Consider the following 17832-nt stretch of genomic DNA (forward strand, 5'->3'; position numbering starts at 1 on the left):
CCTGCACGAACCCCGGTGTGCACAGCTGACAGGCTGAAACGATGACTGTTTTCGACGTCGACTCCATGGGCCGTTCCCTGCCCGCTGCGGAACTCCTTCCTCACCTGGCGGCGGCGGGCGACGACGCCGCAGCCCTTCGCGCTGTCGTCGAGGCCCCACCCGGCACGGGCAAGACGACGCTCGTCCCTCCCTTCCTCGCGAACTGGATCTCACAGCACGCCGCCCGCCGCCCCAACGAGAGCACCAATGAGTCGCACCTCGGGGGCACCGTCGAGAGGCCGCGCCGCATAGTGGTGACCCAGCCGCGACGCATTGCCGCACGCTCGGCGGCCCATCGCCTGTCGGCGCTCTCGGGAGAGCGAGTCGGAGGTCTCGTCGGATTCACGGTCAGGGGAGAACACAAGGTATCCGCCGAGACGCTCATCGAGTTCGTGACCACGGGGGTCCTCCTTCGGCGCCTGATCCGTGACCCCGAGCTGGCCGATACCGCGGGCGTCATTCTCGACGAGGTCCACGAACGGCACCTCGACTCCGATCTGGCTTTCGGGATGCTCCGGCAACTCGCGGAGTTGCGCGATGACCTGTCCTTGGTCGTCATGTCCGCGACCCTGGACGCGCGCAGGTGGGCGGAACTGATGGGCGACGACGCCCGACCGGCCGCGGTGGCCAGCGCTTCCAGTGCCTCGTTCGACTTGTCCGAGACGTGGGCCGCGCCGCAGGCCGCTGCTCTGGATGCGCGTGGGGTCACCCCTGCTTTCCTGCACCACGTGGCGACAACGATCGCCGAGCACCGGGCCACGACCGACGGCGACGTCCTCGTGTTCCTCCCCGGTGCCCGGGAGATCGAACGCGTCGCCGGAGAGACGAGACGCTTGATCCGTGACGAAGCGGAGGTCTTGACCCTGATGGGGCGGACTCCCCCGCGCGAACAGGATCGGGTCCTGCGAGGTTCCACGACCGGCCGGCAGCGCATCATCCTCGCGACCAACGTCGCGGAGTCCGCGCTCACCGTCCCGGGGGTTCGCCTGGTCGTCGACGCCGGTCTGGACCGACAGCAGCGGGTGGATGCCATGCGTGGAATGAGCGGCCTCGTGACCGTGGGTGCGTCCAAGGCGGCCATGGTCCAGCGGGCCGGGCGCGCGGCCCGAGAGGCCCCGGGCGAGGTGGTTCGGTGCATGTCGCCGTCGGACTACGCCGCCCGGCCCGCCGTCACACCGCCAGAAATCGAGACCAGCGACCTGACGAGCGCGGTTCTCGACCTCGCCTGTTGGGGTGCACCGGGCGGGAAAGGGCTCCGGTTCCCCACCCGGTTGCCGGAACGCGCTCACGCCAGCGCCCGGAAGACCTTGACGGCTCTCGGAGCGATCGACGACGGGGAACGGGCCACTCCGCTGGGACAACGCCTTGCAACGGTGCCCGCCGATCCCAGGCTGGCCCGGGCCCTGTTCGATGGTGCCGATCTGGTCGGCACGCGCGCCGCCGCGGAGACGGTCGCGGCGCTGGAATCCGACCAGCGCGCCCCGGGGGCAGACGTCTGGGCACTGATCCGCCAGTTGCGACGTTCGGGCGACGACCGGTGGAAGCACGAGGTCCGGCGCCTGGAACGTGAGGTGGGCACGCCCTCGACGTCGCCGCCTGCCACGGAGCAGGACGCCGCCCTCGTCACCGCACTCGCTTTCCCCGACGGAATCGCCCGGGTCAGAGGCTCGGGGAGCTCCGACTACCTGATGGCCTCCGGCACGGGTGCGTCGTTGCCCAGGGACTCGGGCTTGTCAGGCCAACCATGGCTTGCCGTGGCCGAGGCCGGTTTGGTTCAGGGGACACCGCTGATCCGGACCGCCGCGGTTCTGGACGCCGACACCGCCCAGCTTGCGGGCGCCGAAATGCTGCGCGAGGAAGAGGTCGCGACCTTCGACCCGTTCCAGGGGGACGGCAAGGTCAGTGCACGCCGGGTACGGAGCCTCGGCGCGATCGAGCTCAGTGCTGCCCCCTGCCGTCCGTCGGCCGAGGCAGGTCGCCGCGCCGTGGCCAGCGCTCTGGCCGACGTCGGTCTCCGTGACGTCCTTCGACCCGCCGAGTCCTTCGAGGTTCTCCGCGCCCGCCTGGGTCTGGTGCGGGCCGTCTTCGGAGATCCCTGGCCGGATGTCCGATGGGGCGAGCTCACTCGCACGGCGGAGACATGGTTGGGGCCCGAGCTGGAAGCCATCGCCCAGGGGGCATCGCCGCGACGCGTGGATACGACCTCGGCGCTGAGAAGGCTCCTGCCCTGGCCCGAGGCCTCCCGTTTCGACGAGATCGCACCCGAACGCATCCGGGTGCCCAGCGGCTCGGCCGTCCGCCTGGAGTGGCCCGCCGCCGAAGACCACGAGAACCAGGTGACTCCACCCGTGCTCGCCGTGAAATTACAAGAATGCTTCGGCTGGTCGACCGGACCGACCGTGTGCGCCGGCCGAGTGCCCGTGACCCTGCACCTGCTGTCGCCGGCGCGCCGGCCGCTCGCGGTCACGCAGGATCTCGCGAACTTCTGGGAGAACGTGTATCCGCAAGTGCGCGCCGAAAACCGGGGCCGCTACGTCAAGCATCCGTGGCCCGAGGACCCGTGGAACGCCACGGCCACGGCCAGGACCAAGAGCAGGACTTCTCACCCCTGAAGGGCCAACGCGAAGGGAAGCACGCCGCCTGCCCCGGCCAGACGCAGCTCCCTGGCGGCGAGCGTCATGGTCCACCGGGAATCGACGAGATCGTCGACCAGCAGGACCGGCCCCTTGGCGTGACCGATCCGTTCGGCCAGCTCATCCCCCACCCGAAATCTTCCCCAGACGCCAGCGACGGCGAACGCACTGTTTCCCCCACGCTGGCCGACGCCGGCCGGAGCGTCCGGTGAGACCTCGAGTTCGCCCCAATACGGCATTTTGCCGGCCGAGGCCAGCCCTTGCGCCAGAGATCGTGTCAGCAGAGGGCGGCCGGCTGACGGTATGGACACCACTCCGACGGGCCGTTCCGACCAGTCCCATTCGGCCAGAACCGCGATGCACGCTTTGCCGAGATCCGAGGGAACCTCGCGATCGATCGGCGCTCCGGCGTCGTCGTTCACGAAGACCTCCCGGAGCCTGTTGCCCCACCCGAGGTCGGTGAGCCGGGCCAGGACCCTTCCTCGCTCGAAGCGTTCCTCTGTGGGGATCTTGCCCTTCATCTCGATACCGAGTTTGGGCAACCCGCTCGGCCACTGGGCCCTGGGCTCGATTGGGACTCCCACACGGACCAGTCCGTGTTTGGCCCTGCGCGAGGCCTCGTCGTCGACGTCCTGCGGGTACCAGGGCCCCGCACACACGTCGCAGCGACCACACGGGCGAGCCGTTCGGTCATCGAGCTGATCCGCCAGGAACTGCATGCGGCACATCTGTCCTGCTTCGTAGTCCAGCATCGCCGTTTGTTCCCGTCGTCTGGCCTCTGCGATGCGCTCGTACCGTTCGGCGTCGTAGGTCCACGGATTGCCCGTGGCCGCCCAGCCGCCCTGAGTGCGTTCCACGGCGTCCTCGACCGCCAGGACCTTGAGGAGAAGCTCCAAGGACGTGCGCTTGATATTGACCGCGGATTCGAGCGCCGCAACCGACATTGCGGTCGACGACCGAGCGAGCGTGTCCAGCACGGCCTCGGCGTTCTCACAGGTAGGCATGGAGGCGGTCGCAAAGTACTTCCAGATCTCGGCGTCCTCCCGACCGGGCAGGAGCAGGACGTCGGCGCTGTCGGTGGCGCGTCCGGCACGGCCGACCTGCTGGTAGTACGCCACGGGTGACGACGGCGCCCCCAAGTGGACCACGAACCTCAAATCCGGTTTGTCGAAGCCCATCCCCAGCGCACTGGTGGCGATCAACGCCTTGACGCGGTTGTTCTTGAGATCGTCCTCGGCCGACTCACGGTCGGCGGGGTCGGTCCGCCCCGTGTAGGGCCGGACCCTGTACCCGGACTCGGTCAGGATCCGTGCGGTGTCCTCGGCCGCAGAAACCGTCAGGGCGTAGACGATCCCGCTGCCCGGAAGGTCCTTCAGATGTTCGATCAGCCAAGCGATCCGGGATGCATTGTCGCGCAATTCCAGGACCCCCAAGCGGAGGCTGTCCCTCGCGAGCGGCCCCCGGAGGGTGAACACGTCTCCTGCACCCTCGACGTCCGACGCCGGCTCGCTACGGACCCCCAGTTGTTCCTGGACGTCTGTGACCACCCGTTCATTGGCCGTGGCCGTGGTCGCGAGAACAGGCACCCCGCCCGGCAACCGCCCGATGATGTCCTTGATGCGCCGGTAGTCCGGACGGAAGTCGTGGCCCCAGTCGGAGATGCAGTGGGCCTCGTCGATGACCACGAGCGAACAGGTGCTCATGAGCGTGGGCATCCATTCGTCACGGAATCGCGGGTTGTTCAGCCGTTCGGGACTGATCAGAAGAACGTCGAGCTCACCGGCGCGGATGCTCTCGCGGATCTCGTTCCACTCGGTCGCGTTGGCCGAATTCACGGCGGCGGCCCGGACCCCGGCACGCTCGGCGGCGGCAACCTGGTCCCGCATCAGGGCCAGCAGCGGCGAGATAATCAGGGCCGGCCCGCCCCCGAGCTCCCGCATGAGCAACGAAGAGATGAAGTAGACGGCGGATTTGCCCCACCCCGTCCTCTGGACGACCAGCGCTCGGGCCCGGTCCTCGACGAGGGCCCGGATCGATTCGAACTGCCCGGCGTGGAAATCGGCGTCCGGGTTGCCCGTCAGGGCGCGCAGGTGGTGGAGGGCACGGTCTCGGAGGTCTGAGGCAGGATCGGCAACGGTCATGAGTCCAGTCTGGCAGGTCGGGTGGCTCCGCACCTGGGGCCTGTGGACAACACGGGATCACCGGCTTTTCGGTCCTCGCCCACAGCCGGCACCCAGGTTCTCTGCAGTAGAATATTCAGGGCGTTCCCCTTCCCATCGATACAAGGTAGCTTCATGTCAGCCATTGCGGACCTCGGCCTCCAGATGCCCCAGCACCTCACGACGCTGAGTGCACTGCCGACCCCGAGCCTCGGGCTCCTGGGATTCGACCTGGAGGAGGTTCTGGCACACGCGGGCCCCTGGGTTCTGGGGCTCGTATCGTTGATCGTTTTCATCGAGTCGGGGGTCCTCTTCCCTTTCCTGCCGGGGGACTCCCTGCTCTTCACCACCGGCCTTCTCCACCATCAGCTCGGGCTGAACCTCTGGGTTCTGCTGATCTGCGTGAGCGTCGCAGCCGTGCTGGGTGACCAAGTCGGGTACATGCTCGGGCACTATTTCGGTCGCAAACTGTTTTCTGAGCACGGGCGCGTGCTCAACTACGCGAATCTCGATCGCGCCCACACCTTCTTCAACAAGTACGGCGGCAAAGCACTGGTCCTCGCCCGCTTTGTGCCGATCGTGCGCACCTACGTCCCCCTGACGGCCGGCATCGCCAAGTACCGGTATGCCGACTTCGCGAAGTGGAATATTTTCGGGGCGCTGCTGTGGTGCATCCTCCTGACCCTTGCCGGGGTCTGGCTGGGCAACGTGACCTGGATCCGCGAGAACGTGGACCTGATCGTCGTCGTCCTGGTCCTGGTCTCGGTGATACCGATTGGGCTCGAGGTCATGAGGGAACGCAAGAAGGCACAGAAGCGCGAGGCGGCCGCCAAGGACGATTCCGCGGGCGGACCTGCGGCCTAGCTGCTCTTCGGCGGAGGACCCGTCCCGTCGACGTCGAGCACGAATCCCCGGAGCCGATACCCGGCGATGACCGAGTCCCACTCGATCTCGGGCTCGCTCACGATTCGCGGGTTCAAGGCCAGAAGCCGCGTCAGCAGGGCATCGGTTTCCCGGATCGCGAGGTTCTCCCCGGGGCACTTGTGCGGGCCGGCACCGAAGCTCAGTCCCGCAGCCCGGGCGCGACCAGCTTTTCTGTCCGGGTCCAGCCGCATCGGGCATGTACCGGTGAGCTCAGGGTCCGTATTGACCGCCCGGACGTCGACGTCGATCAGGTCCCCAGGCTCAAATTCCGAGGAGTTCGCCTCCGCGTCCCCCACGCGTCGGTACACATGACCGACCACCGGTTCCAGGCGGATGATCTCGCGAAGGATGCCCTCACGGTCCGGTCGTTCCGCGGCGCGGTACCGGCTGCACAGCTCGGGGTCCCGCATCAGATGCCAACATGCCATGACCATGAATTCGCGCGTGGTGACCATGCCCGCGGTCCCGTAGATCATGCATTCGACCAGAATGTCCACGCGGCTGGCGCCCGAGTCCATGAGGTATCCCATGACGTCGGATTCGGGGTCCCGCCGATGTTTCCGCATAGCCGGGGCAACGTCGCACACGTAGAGTGCTGCCACGGCGCGGAGCCCACGGAACGCGGCCAGGGCCCAGTCCGTCCGACTGCGACCGAGGTCGGGCCGTGAATAGTCGGCGTGTGGCTGGTCAAAGAACAATTCGAGCCGCCGAGCCAACCCCCGGGTCGAAGAAGCCGTCAGACCTACAATTCGGGCCGCGATGTCGACCGAGAACAGAAGGCTCTCCTCGTCGAGCCGGATTCGCCCGCGCTCGGACAGGCCCTTCGCGAGCTCTTCCGCCCGGGCATCGATGGTCGCTGTGTACTCCGAGTCGATGGTCGATGGTGCGAAGAACCTCGCGAGCTCTCGGCGCTGCCGGTCATGCAGTTCCCCGTCCGATATCAGCAGAGGACGACGCCGGAACAACCGGTCCGGGATCCGCTCGGCGGTGAACCCCGCCTGGGTCGACGCCCGGCCCAGCCGGAGGAACCGCCGTGCCGCCTCGTACGACCCGACGACCACGCGGTGCTTCTCCCGCCGTATCCCATGGACTGGGCACCGGGGCTCGTCCGCGGGCTGCGCCCACCGCTGGTCGGAGCCGTCGGCGCGGGCGGCGTCGTCCTCCTCGCGTGTCATGAAATCCTCGATGCGCTGTATCGAATCATCCCGGTGAGGGTCTCGCGAAGACAGCCGGGCAGGCCGGAGTCGGCCAGTCGTACCTCCAGCGAGCGGCCGGAGTCCTCGATGAGCTTTTCGACGCGGTCACGCGCCCCCGAAGAGTTCAGCACCGCACGGATCCGCTCGGCGTCTTCGGACCGCAGCCCCGGATCGCCGAAGTATTCTTCGACGTCGCTCCAGCCCGCATGGCTCCGAGCATAGGCCACGAGGAGGGTCTGCTTGCCTTCCCGCAGGTCCGAGACCACGGACTTCCCCGTCCGCGATTCGTCACCGAACACGCCGAGCAGGTCATCGCGCAACTGGTAGATCGCGCCCAGATCGCCTCCTATATGCGCGAGGGACGCGGCGAGTTCGCTCTCCGCGCCCGCCAGGACCGCGCCGATGCGAACCGGCAGCTCGAAGGAGTAGGCGGCCGTCTTGTCCTTCATCATCTCCAGGATCGTGGAGGTGGTGTTCTCCTTGGCGTCGAGGGTCAACCAGACGTCGGTGTGCTCACCCGAGGCGCTGCGCAGGATCGCTTCGTCGTAAATGTCCAGCACGGCCCGGCGCCGGTCCTCCGGAACGTCCAATCGGGCCAGGAGTCCTTGTGCTGCCGACAACAGGATGTCACCCGCAAGAATCGCCGAGGCCTTCCCCCAGGTCTCCGCCTGCTGGGGCGTGCCGCCGCGGTCCATCGCATCCGTGTGGAAGCGGCCGTAGATGTTCGGGGCGCCGCGCCGGTACAGGTCGCCGTCGATGACGTCGTCGTGCGCGAGCAGCGCGAGGTGCAGCAGCTCGGAAGCGCACGCGGCCTCCACCGCCGAGGCCACGTCGACTCCGCCCAGGTCGCGGAAGGTCCTCATCAGCAACAGCGGACGCACCTTCTTGCCGTCGAGGGCCATCGCTTCCAAACCGTCGAAGAGATCGACGAGGGGCCGAGTCATGGTCGGCAAGCGGTGCGCGGTGGCCGCGAGAACTTCCTTGAGTCGCTGGTCAATGGCTTCGACGTCGCCATCGGTCACGGGTATGCCGCTCCTGTGCGCCTCGGGCGGTCCGGTGGTCGGTGATACTGCGCTCATTGGTGCTCCGTGTGGTTCGTGGTTCGTGGTTCGTGGTGGCCGGTCGGCGTCTGGATGAGACGTGGACCGTGCCGGTTCCGGTGCAAGGTCCTCAGCGATAGTGGACCCTGCCGGCCCGCGTGGGATGGCGCAATCGCTCCCCTGTCTCCAACAGGGTACGGAGGGCTCTCGGGTAGGCATGTCGGGACGTCAGCGGCGGCGTCCCGAGCTCGTGGCCGCGCACGGACCATTGGCGCAGGAGCTCGTTCGCGGCCTGCCACCCCGTGGTCGCGGCCCGTTCCATCAACGCCACGGGGTATTCGCACCGGATCGTGTCGCCCGCGAGCACCAAGCCGGGATGCGGTGTGGTCACGCTCGGTCTCTCGTCCCACGGTTCCAGCCCGACGAGAGGGCAGTCCCGTTCGATCAGCAAGTGGTCTTCGAGGACTCCCGAGAGCCGGGTTTCCGGGTAGACCCTCGCGAGTTCGTCACGCAGACGACGCTGGAGCGATTCCCTGTTCACGGGCTCGTCGAGGGCATACGCGTGGAGTTCGACGACGCTGCCACCGTGCGACTCGCTCCACCGAGCGGCACCTTCCTCGAACCGCTCGAGAACACTGACGTTGTCGAGCGGGCCGAATCCCGCGGTACCGAGGAAAGCAGGGCGCGACGCGTTGACCTTTCGGTCCACCCACAGCCTCCAGACCGCGAAGGGCGGCGCCTGGCGGATCGAGGACATGCGTTCGGTCCACGGGGAATCGTCCACCCCCGTCGCCTCCGACCCCAGACGCCGGGTCTCCCCCGGCCCTGCGGCCAGCACGACGGCGTCGTACTCGTGAGCCGCACCGTCCTCCATGCGGGCCGTCGCTCCCCCGGACTTCATGGCCAACGATTCGACTCGCGTTCGCAGACGCCGCACGCCCAGCCCGGAAAGATAGTCCCCGAGGGGCTTCCACAGGGCGGTATCGAAGTCGTCGGTCGCCGTGTCGAACAGCAGGCCCTCGGACGATCCCAGGAAATAGGTGTGGAACATCGCGAGCATCTCGCCGGCAGAGAAGTCGGTCGGGTTCGCGAAGAAGCTGCGGGCGAAAACCTCGAGGGCCAAATGCCTGGCCCGTTCCGGGAAGCCCAGACGGTCCAGGAATTCCTGGGCGCTCTGTCCGTCGTGGCGTCGGAAGGTGTCCGGGAAGTCGACGTCGAGCAGGGACAGGGCCGTATCGAGATCGACTCCGGGCAGGTCACGCAGGCGAAAACTCGGGCTCTGGAGCACGAACCCGATGAAGCTCCACGGCGGAGTCCGAGGGATATGGGCGAAGGAATCCGCGAGCCCGTCGGAGGACCTGAGCGGGTAGTCGGGCACGGCGCGCAGAGGTTCGGACGAAGGGATTCGGTCCAACAACGCGCGAAGGTTGTAGTACTGGCGGAAGAACGCGTGGAAGCCACGGCTCATCGTCACCGGGCCCGCCGCGCCGTCGACGCGCCACGACCGGACCCGCCCGCCGAGTTGCTGTTCCGGCTCGACCACGGTGACGTCGACGCCGCGTTCCGCGAGGCCGGTCGCCGCGGACAGGCCGGCGATCCCGCCCCCGACCACCAGGACGGAGCGTGCTTCGGCGACCCTGTCAGCACCCTCGGGCGCTGGGATTCTCCGCGCCTTGTCGTCACGAATGTGTGGGCTCATGAGGACCTCCCTCGTGCTTCGGCTCGTGGCCGGGTTCTCGCCGTGATCGGCGCAAGGCGGTCCACAGCATCAGAGTCAACGTCATCATCGCGAACCCGAATCCGAAGTCTTCGATCGGGATATCGAGGGGCCAGCGAATGCCGAGAAACTGGTCCGGGTTGTACCGAACGATCGGGTTCGACAAACGGGTGAGAAAACCGTCCATGGGTATCTGGAATGCAAACATCACGGCCATGGCCAGCCAGTAATTGAGCGAACGGAAGATGCCGGTTTTCAGCCAGAAGAGTTCGACGCCGATCACCGCGATCATGGTCAGGATTGTCCCGATGGTGTATTCAGGCATCCTTGTCCCCGCCCTTCGACCGCGACAGTATTCTGCGCACCAGAGCGATGACGCGCTCCACGGATTCGTAGGTCAGCACGGCGCAAATCGGGATGGCCACGAAGAAGAGGACCTCCTCGAGGGGCAACCCACCCGGGAGCTCCACCGCAAGGGTCTGCAAGGGGTCGTAGGTCCAGTAGTCCCGCCCGACGGCGATGGTGTCCCACACGGAGAAGATCAGGACCACCGGCACCAAGACCATGAGCAATCTCAGCGGATTGCGATAAACCCGCAGGCGGAAAACGAACTCGAGTGGCAAAGTCAGGGCAAGACAGATGCCCAGAACAATCACGTACGTCCAGGGCTGCATCACATGCACCGCGATCCGTCGGTCCGGATACTCAGCGCAGTGCTCAATGCACCGATGTCTGCGGTTGTTTTCGACCGCCGTGTGGCGTCAAACATAGCACCACGGTAGCAAAGAGCGCCTGGTCAGAATCATGTTTCGGCCTTCCTGGTTCCTTATCGGGCCTGGACGGGACGACGCCGCCGGGCGACATCCCACGCGCACAATTATATCGTGTACCACCTTTTTTGGCGCGGTGACGGGCCGACAGTTTCGGTGTTTCGTGGTCACGCTCCGGACGGACCGGCGATTCGGGGTTGGGGGATGGATAGGGGCGATGATTTTCGAGTGAAGTGCTGGGGCGAAAGGCGGGGCGGGGCGGCGAGGGGGGTGCCAGGGGGGATAAGCGGTGAAAACGCCGCCCGTTCCTTCGGATTGGGTCGGCGGCTCTCGGGTTGGGTCGGCGGCTCTCGGGTTGGGCCGGCGGCTCTCGGGTTGGGCCGGGGCTCTCGGGCTGGGTCGGCGGCTCTCGGGTTGGGCCGGGGCTCTCGGGTTGGGCTGGCGGCTCTCTCCGGTTAGGCCGGCAGCTCTCGGGGTGGGCCGGCAGCTCTCGAGCTGGGTGGGGGTTACTGGATTCGGTGGATGTTTCCGTCGTTAGGTGGGGGCCGTGGCGCCACCTAACGACGGACAACGCCTCCACATCGACTAACCCCCACCCAATGGCGCCCGCGAACGCTCACGACGACGTCGGAAACCCCTCGAGGAGGCAATGACGTGCACCAACGGCCACGAACCGCCCGCGAGGTGGCAATCTTGTGCGGATTTGGCCGCGAAAACCGCACAAAACTGCCACCTCGGCCCCGGGGGCTGCCACCTCGACCCCCGGGGGGCCGCCTTAATCCCGGGGCTGCCACCGCGACCCCGGGGGGGCGCCTCGACCCCGGGGCCGGGGCCTTACCCCGTCCTCAGGTCGCGGATACGCCACGCAACGCTGTGCCGCTGGCCGGAATCGAGAGTGACCAGGTCGCGGCCCGAGCGGAACGAGTCGGCGGGCGCGGTCATGGGCTCCACGGCGACGGCGCGCCGCCCGGCTTCCCCGGGAGGCTGGTCGTCCGTGTACACCTGGATCCACGAGGCTTCGGCGTCGCACTCGAGGAGGACCCCGTCACCCGAGGCCGTGCTGAGCGTGCAGGCGAACCGCCCATCGGGGCTCCGTTCCGGGTCGCCCAGGGCGACGTCGTACGGCTCCCGGCCGAGACGCCGGCCCGCGCGAAAGTCGTAGGCGGTCCCTTCGACCGGGTGGATACCGCGGGGCAGAAGTCGTTCGGGGTCCGCCTCCACGTACGACGATGCCGGGATGGTCAGGGTCCAGTCGTCGATCGCGTCGGGCACACTGCCGTCCGCCCCGTCCGCCACAAGGTACGGGTGACCGGCGACGGCGTACGGAGCCGGACGCTCGCCGGTGTTCGTGCTCGTCACACGGCATTCGAGGCCGCTCGCCGAGAGGGAGTAGACGACTTCCAGACTAAGGGAGAAGGGATATCCGGGCTGGGGAACCAGATCCAGGCTCATCACGAGCTCATGCGGGCGATGCGCGACGATGTCCCACCGTTCCCACAGGACCAGCCCGTGGGCCGCATTCGATCGTTCGGGCTCCGTCAGGGGCAGCTGGTGGGTCTCGCCGTCGAAGCCATAGCGTCCGTCCCGGAGACGGTTGGGCCACGGCGCAAGGATCGCGCCGTTGCACCCGGGACGCAGCCCCTCCGGAGGGGTGCGTCGGACCAGATGGCCCCGGAAGCCGCGCAGGGACACGAGACTGGCGCCAACCTCCGCGATCTCCGCCGAGTAGCCCCCGGCGGAGATCGTTCGGATGGTTCCCTGCGGGCCGGACATCAGCCCAGCTTCCCTTCGCCTTCCGCCTTCTTGATCTCAACGGACTCGGCGCTGGCCACGATGTCTTCCTCAGGAACCGGTGCGAGTTTGTCCCACAGGAAGAACAGCCCGCCCGCCACGAGCATCGAGATGCCGGTCCACAGGTTGATGTGCAGGCCTCCGGTCTTCGCGGCATCCGTGGCCGGATCCACGATTCCCATGATGGTCACCAGGACGCCGTAGATCACGAACAGCGCACCGATGATCCTGCGCAGATCCGTTCGACGGGTCGACCGGATGAGCCTCTTCTTCTCCGCCTCGCTGAGCTGCACGAGGTCCGGACTCTCCTTCGAGTTCTCGTTCATGATGTTTCTCCTCGTCGATGCGAATTCTTACAGGAAGGGCAGGTAGAGCAGGACGCACAGCACCAGGGCACCCGTACCCAGGAGCGCCGGCGAGCGGTACCAGGCGGCGTCGCCCGCGACGACGTCGGACTTCATGTCCAGCGTACCGATGCCGTAGACCAGCCCTTTCAGCTCTTCCACCGGCTTGGGCTTGGTGAACAGCGTGACGACCACGGAAACCACGATCACCGCAACGAAGGACCAAATGGCTCCGTACATCGTCTCGGCCGTGGCCGAGCCGAAGAGGGACTCGTTGTTGAGATACGCGATCCACACGATCGTGGGGGCGACAATGCCGGCGATGTACCCCCACAGGCCCGCCGCAGGGGTCATCTTCTTCCACAGGAGCCCCAGGATGAACACACCGAACAAGGGGGCATTGAAGAAGGAGAACAACGTCTGCATGTAGGTCATGATGTTGCCGAACTGGGCCGCCAGGAACGCGGTGGCGATTCCGACGACGACGCCGATCGCAGTGATCCAACGACCCACGGACAGGTAGTAGTCGTCCGGCATCTTGGGCTTGATGTACTCCTGCCAGATGTCGTACGTGAACACCGTGTTGAAGCTGGAGACGTTGGCTGCCATGCCGGCCATGAACGAGGCCATGAGACCCGTGACCGCGACACCCAGGACGCCGTTGGGCAGGTACATCTGGATGAGCTTCGGGATCGCCTCGTTGTAGGTCAGCGAGCCGTCGGCAAACTGGTTGCCGACCGTTGCCGCGGCGATCAGACCGGGCACCACCACGATGAAGGGGATGAACAATTTCGGGAACGCGCCGATCAGCGGCGTGCGGCGAGCGGCCGACATGTTCTTCGCCGAGAAGGCGCGCTGGACCTCGGTGAAGTTGGTGGTCCAGTAACCGAAACCGAGCACGAACCCGAGGCCGAGCACGATAGCGAGCCAGTTGGCACCGATCGGGTTGGTGACGTCGCCGATTCCCGTGCCCTGCCAGGCGGAGAGGTGGAGCCGGCTGACGCCCTCGGTGTGCATCAGGGATTCCTTGAGGCCCGACCAACCGTGCACGCGGTGCAGGCCGACGATCGTGAGCGGGACCAGCCCGGCAATGATCACGAAGAACTGCATGACCTCGTTGTAGATCGCTCCGGACAGACCACCCAGGGTGATGTACAGGAGCACGAAGCCGGCCGAGACGATGATGGCGACCCACTGGGGCCAGCCGAGCATGGCTTCGATGATGATGGCCATGGCGTAGAGGTTGATCCCTGCGATCAGCACGTTGGAGACCGCGAAGGCGATCGAGTTGACCACGTGGGCCGACTTCCCGAAACGCCGCAGCATGAACTGCGGGACCGAACGAACCTTGGACCCGTAGTAGAAGGGCATCATCACGAGACCGAGGAAGACCATCGCCGGGACCGCGCCGACGATGTAGTAGTGCAACGTCGCCATGCCGATTTCGGCGCCGTTCGCGGCCATACCCAGAATCTCGGTGGCTCCGAGGTTGGCCGAGACGAAGGCGAGGCCCGTGATCCATGCCGGCATGGACCGCCCCGAGAGGAAGAAGTCCATGCTGGTCTTGACCTTGCGTTTGGCAGCGATGCCAATGGCGAGGACCGTCGCAAAGTAGAGGAAGAGCATCAGGTAGTCGACCCATGAGAGGGACAGCCGGATGCCGGAGCTGGCGTCTGCAAGCAGCATCGCTTGCCTCCTGGAGTATCGGGAACGCACGAACATGTGCGTTACTGTTCGTAATTGTTGAATTCTGGAGCTCAGCCTACACGGACACGTGACCTTGTCAACATGAATTCGTGATGGGAGCCGCAAGGGCGGCACACCGAGCATGTTCTTTTTTGTTCACTTCAGATCTTTTCGTGGCATACTGTGTGTCGCTCACCCCTCAGCATCCGCGGAAAGGTGCTCATGCTCGCCGAACAACGCAAGAAGCGCATCCTTCACGAGGTCCAGGAGAACGGCGCCGCCCATGTCCAGGACCTGTCCCGGCTGCTGGGCGTCTCCCCCATGACCGTGCGACGGGACCTGGCCGAACTGGACGAGCAGGGCCTGCTGACCAGAATCCACGGCGGCGCCGAATCCACGACGTCGACCCTCGAGCCCGCGTACTCGGAAAAGATGTCGTTGAATTCGGAGGCCAAAGGAGCCATCGCACGGGCGGCGGCCGACATGGTCGGCGCCGACCAGTCGATCGGGTTCTCGGCGGGAACCACGTGCACCCGGATAGCCCAGGAAGTCACGGGCAGGCCGGAACCGTCCCGCCTGACCGTTCTGACCAACTCGCTTCCGGTCGCCGACGAATTCTTCAGGTCCCAAGCAGGCCCCGAGGCGGACCCCGCCAAGACCTCCGATCCCCACCAGGTGCTCCTCACAGGCGGCGAGCGCACCCCCTCGGATGCCCTGGTCGGCCCCCTGGCGGACGCGGCCCTGGGGTACCTCCACGTGGACATCCTGTTCCTGGGGGCCCACAGCGCCGGCGACGCCGGCCTGACAACACCCAACTTGGCCGAGGCACGCACCAACAGGGCCCTCGTTCGCTCGGCCCGCACCGTGGTCGCCGTCTTCGACCACACCAAATGGGGCATCTCGGGCTTGGCGGGCTTCGCCGATTGGTCGGAGATCGACGTCGTCATCACGAGCCCCGGTCTGCCCGAGGAGGCCCTGGAATTCATGCAAGAGAAGATCGACAAGGTGGTCATTGCATCATGACGGATGATATTCAGCCCCGCGTGACCCGCGGGCTCCTCGCCGATGGGCGGGACATCATTTTCTTCGACGACTCCGAGCCCTATCTTTCGGGCGAGCGCACCAGGGAGATCCACGACCCGAGGCCGCTCGAGCCCCGACAGTCTCCCCCGCCCGAGTCGGCGAGCATCCGGGTCGACCCGCTGACCGGCGACCACGTCGCGATCGCAGCCCATCGCATGAACCGGACTTTCCTGCCTCCGGCGGACGAAGACCCTCTGGCCCCGGCGGGCCAGGGAACCGTCCCGTCCGAGGTCCCGGAGCCGGAGTACGATGTCGTCGTCTTCGAGAACCGCTTCCCCTCGCTCCAGGGGCCGCTCGAGACCTACCGTGACGAGCCGTTGTTCCGGGAGACCTCACCCGCCGGACGGTGCGAGGTCGTCTGCTTCACGTCGGAACAGGCGGGGTCCTTCGCCCGTCTGGGCCACCGCCGCGCCCGCACCGTGATCGAGGCCTGGACGCATCGCACCCGGGAACTGTCGGGGCTCGACGGCGTCGTCCAAGTGGTCCCCTTCGAGAACCGGGGCGAGGAGATCGGAGTGACCCTCCATCACCCGCACGGTCAGATTTACGCCTACTCGTATCTGCCGCCCCATACGGCCGCGGTGCAGCGCAGTGCCGAGCGGTGGAAAGCATCCACGGGAGGGGACCTGATCGCCGACGTCCTGGACGCCGAGCTCGAGGCCGGGGACCGCATCATCACCGAGACCGCCCACTGGGTCGCCTATGTCCCGTTCGCGGCCAAGTGGCCGGTCGAATTCATGGTCGTTCCCCGGCGAGCGGCCCGCGACTTCACGGAATTGGACGACCAGGAAAAGGGCGAGCTGGCCGACCTCTACCTGGACCTCCTGGGCCGTCTGGACCGCTTCTTCGATGGCATCGACCAATTGCCGTACATCTCGGCCTGGCACCAGGTCCCCGTCCGCGGCGGCGAGGACATCTCCCGCATGCGACTCCATGTGTTCTCCCTCCTGCGCGCCCCCGGGAAAATGAAGTACCTGGCCGGTTCCGAATCGGCGATGGCCGCCTGGATCAGCGACACGACTCCCGAACGGATCGCCCAGCGGTTCAGAGAGGTTGCACCATGACCGAGCCCGTGTGGAAGCCCGCCCCCAACGCACGCGAACAGATCGACGCCACCCGCTCCCTGTTCCGGGAAACCTACGGTTCCGAACCGTGGGCCGTCTTTTCTGCCCCCGGTCGCGTCAATCTGATCGGCGAGCACGTGGACTACAACGGCGGAACGGTGGTGCCGCTGGCTCTGCCGCACCGGACCTACGTCGCGGTCGCTCCGAGGGAGGATCGGCGGGTTCGCGTGGCCTCCGCCGAGGAACCGGGCGATCCCGTGATCACGAACCCGGACGATGTCGCCCCGGGTCGGGTCCACGGGTGGACCTCCTACGTGTTCGGGGTGCCGTGGGCGATGGCGCACGAATCCCTCGGGTCGGGGGCAAACGGGGTCGAGATCCCCGGGGCAGACCTCGCCATCTGCTCGTCCGTTCCCCTGGGCGCCGGTTTGTCCTCCTCCGCGGCGCTGGAGTGTTCGGTCGCCGTGGCCTTCGACGCCCTGGCGTCGCGGGAGGACGCCGACCGGCCGCTCCTGGCGTCATCCGACGAAGGACGCGCACGACTCGCGACCGCTTGCATTCTCGCCGAGAACGAGATCGCCGGTGCGAGCACGGGCGGCATGGACCAGTCGATCTCCCTGCGTGCCCAGGAGGGCTCCGTGCTGACGATCGACTGCCGGGACTTCTCGTCCAGGCCGCTGCAGATCGACGTCGCCTCGGCCGGGCTGTCCCTGCTGGTCATCGACACGCGTGCACCGCATCGCCTCGTGGACGGCCAGTACGCCAAGAGGCGCGAGGGATGCGACAGCGCGGCACGGGCTCTCGACGTCCCAACCCTGCGCGACGCACTGGACGAGGCACCCACCGAGGACGACGTCCAGCGCCTTCTCCGGGAGTGGGACGCGGCCGTGGAGAGCGGTGCCCAAGACATACCCGCCGGTCACACCGAGGCCTCGATGCGCGGACTCGTGCGCCACGTCTGGACCGAGGTCCTCAGGACCCAGAAGTGCGTCGGGCTCTTCTCCGATGCCGAGCCCCCGGCCGGAGACCCGGCCTGGGCCTCGCTCGGGGAGATCCTCAACGGCTCCCACGATTCCCTGCGGGACGACTACCGGGTCAGCAGCCCCGAGCTGGACGCGGCGGTCGACGCCGCCCGCGCGGCCGGAGCCCTGGGTGCCCGCATGACCGGGGGCGGCTTCGGCGGTTCGGCGATCGCGCTGGTCCGGCGGGAGCACATGGAAGCCGTTGCCTCGGCCGTCGCAGACGCCTTCGCCGACGCCGGATTCGGTCCGCCCGAATTCCTCGAGGCCCTGCCGTCCGGGGCCGCTCGCCGGGACGTCTAGCTCCTCGCCGGGTCGAACCGTTGACCCGGCGCGGAGCCTCTGGTTTCCTGGGACCAGTCCGTCC

General features: G+C 67.0%; 14 protein-coding genes. 5 read left to right on the forward strand and 9 right to left on the reverse strand.

Features of this window, described 5'->3' with window-relative positions; genetic code table 11:
- Positions 1–41: 41 nt before the first annotated feature.
- The gene (gene hrpB / locus ACTSLZ_RS12870; RefSeq protein WP_443095269.1) at positions 42–2651 is read left to right on the forward strand and encodes an ATP-dependent helicase HrpB; all 2610 of its coding nucleotides are present in this window, start codon (positions 42–44) and stop codon (positions 2649–2651) included.
- On the opposite strand, the gene ACTSLZ_RS12875 is transcribed toward hrpB, so the two are convergent.
- The gene (locus tag ACTSLZ_RS12875; RefSeq protein ID WP_443095270.1) at positions 2642–4813 is read right to left on the reverse strand and encodes a RecQ family ATP-dependent DNA helicase; all 2172 of its coding nucleotides are present in this window, start codon (positions 4811–4813) and stop codon (positions 2642–2644) included. The two genes, hrpB and ACTSLZ_RS12875, sit on opposite strands and share 10 nt — an antisense overlap.
- Positions 4814–4966: 153 nt before the next feature.
- Here ACTSLZ_RS12875 and ACTSLZ_RS12880 point away from each other — a divergent pair, with 153 nt between their 5' ends.
- A complete protein-coding gene (locus tag ACTSLZ_RS12880) occupies positions 4967–5695 on the forward strand; it encodes a VTT domain-containing protein (protein ID WP_443095271.1) in 729 nt (242 codons plus the stop codon).
- On the opposite strand, the gene ACTSLZ_RS12885 is transcribed toward ACTSLZ_RS12880, so the two are convergent.
- From ACTSLZ_RS12885 to ACTSLZ_RS12920, 8 genes are all read right to left on the reverse strand, one after another.
- Positions 5692–6930 carry a cytochrome P450 gene (locus ACTSLZ_RS12885; protein WP_443095272.1) on the reverse strand — a complete coding sequence of 413 codons (1239 nt, stop codon included), beginning with the start codon at positions 6928–6930 and terminating at the stop codon, positions 5692–5694. The two genes, ACTSLZ_RS12880 and ACTSLZ_RS12885, sit on opposite strands and share 4 nt — an antisense overlap.
- Positions 6927–8030 carry a polyprenyl synthetase family protein gene (locus tag ACTSLZ_RS12890; protein ID WP_443095273.1) on the reverse strand — a complete coding sequence of 368 codons (1104 nt, stop codon included), beginning with the start codon at positions 8028–8030 and terminating at the stop codon, positions 6927–6929. Before ACTSLZ_RS12890 ends, ACTSLZ_RS12885 begins: the two co-directional genes overlap by 4 nt.
- Before the next feature lie 91 nt (positions 8031–8121).
- A complete protein-coding gene (locus ACTSLZ_RS12895) occupies positions 8122–9690 on the reverse strand; it encodes an FAD-dependent oxidoreductase (protein WP_443095274.1) in 1569 nt (522 codons plus the stop codon).
- A complete protein-coding gene (locus ACTSLZ_RS12900; protein WP_436594623.1) occupies positions 9671–10033 on the reverse strand; it encodes a lycopene cyclase domain-containing protein in 363 nt (120 codons plus the stop codon). Before ACTSLZ_RS12900 ends, ACTSLZ_RS12895 begins: the two co-directional genes overlap by 20 nt.
- The gene (locus ACTSLZ_RS12905) at positions 10026–10382 is read right to left on the reverse strand and encodes a lycopene cyclase domain-containing protein (RefSeq protein ID WP_397555473.1); all 357 of its coding nucleotides are present in this window, start codon (positions 10380–10382) and stop codon (positions 10026–10028) included. The genes ACTSLZ_RS12900 and ACTSLZ_RS12905 overlap by 8 nt, the downstream gene beginning before the upstream one ends.
- Positions 10383–11312: 930 nt before the next feature.
- The gene (locus ACTSLZ_RS12910) at positions 11313–12251 is read right to left on the reverse strand and encodes an aldose 1-epimerase family protein (RefSeq protein WP_443095275.1); all 939 of its coding nucleotides are present in this window, start codon (positions 12249–12251) and stop codon (positions 11313–11315) included.
- Entirely contained in the window at positions 12251–12595 is a 345-nt protein-coding gene (locus tag ACTSLZ_RS12915) for a hypothetical protein (protein WP_129316429.1), read from the reverse strand. The genes ACTSLZ_RS12910 and ACTSLZ_RS12915 overlap by 1 nt, the downstream gene beginning before the upstream one ends.
- Positions 12596–12622: 27 nt before the next feature.
- A complete protein-coding gene (locus ACTSLZ_RS12920; protein ID WP_129316430.1) occupies positions 12623–14299 on the reverse strand; it encodes a sodium:solute symporter family protein in 1677 nt (558 codons plus the stop codon).
- A 222-nt stretch (positions 14300–14521) separates the two neighbouring features.
- Here ACTSLZ_RS12920 and ACTSLZ_RS12925 point away from each other — a divergent pair, with 222 nt between their 5' ends.
- The 3 genes from ACTSLZ_RS12925 to galK are packed head-to-tail and all read left to right on the forward strand — an operon-like array spanning position 14522 to position 17768.
- Positions 14522–15322, forward strand: a complete 801-nt coding sequence (locus ACTSLZ_RS12925; protein WP_443095276.1) for a DeoR/GlpR family DNA-binding transcription regulator — start codon at positions 14522–14524, stop codon at positions 15320–15322.
- Complete coding sequence (gene galT, locus ACTSLZ_RS12930) at positions 15319–16446, forward strand: galactose-1-phosphate uridylyltransferase (protein WP_443095277.1); 1128 nt, start codon at positions 15319–15321, stop codon at positions 16444–16446. The genes ACTSLZ_RS12925 and galT overlap by 4 nt, the downstream gene beginning before the upstream one ends.
- Positions 16443–17768 carry a galactokinase gene (galK, locus tag ACTSLZ_RS12935; protein ID WP_443095278.1) on the forward strand — a complete coding sequence of 442 codons (1326 nt, stop codon included), beginning with the start codon at positions 16443–16445 and terminating at the stop codon, positions 17766–17768. Before galT ends, galK begins: the two co-directional genes overlap by 4 nt.
- The last annotated feature ends 64 nt before the right edge of the window (positions 17769–17832 follow it).

Origin of the sequence: Rothia koreensis (assembly GCF_052232265.1) — a bacterium.
In the GTDB taxonomy this organism is placed as follows: domain Bacteria; phylum Actinomycetota; class Actinomycetes; order Actinomycetales; family Micrococcaceae; genus Rothia; species Rothia koreensis.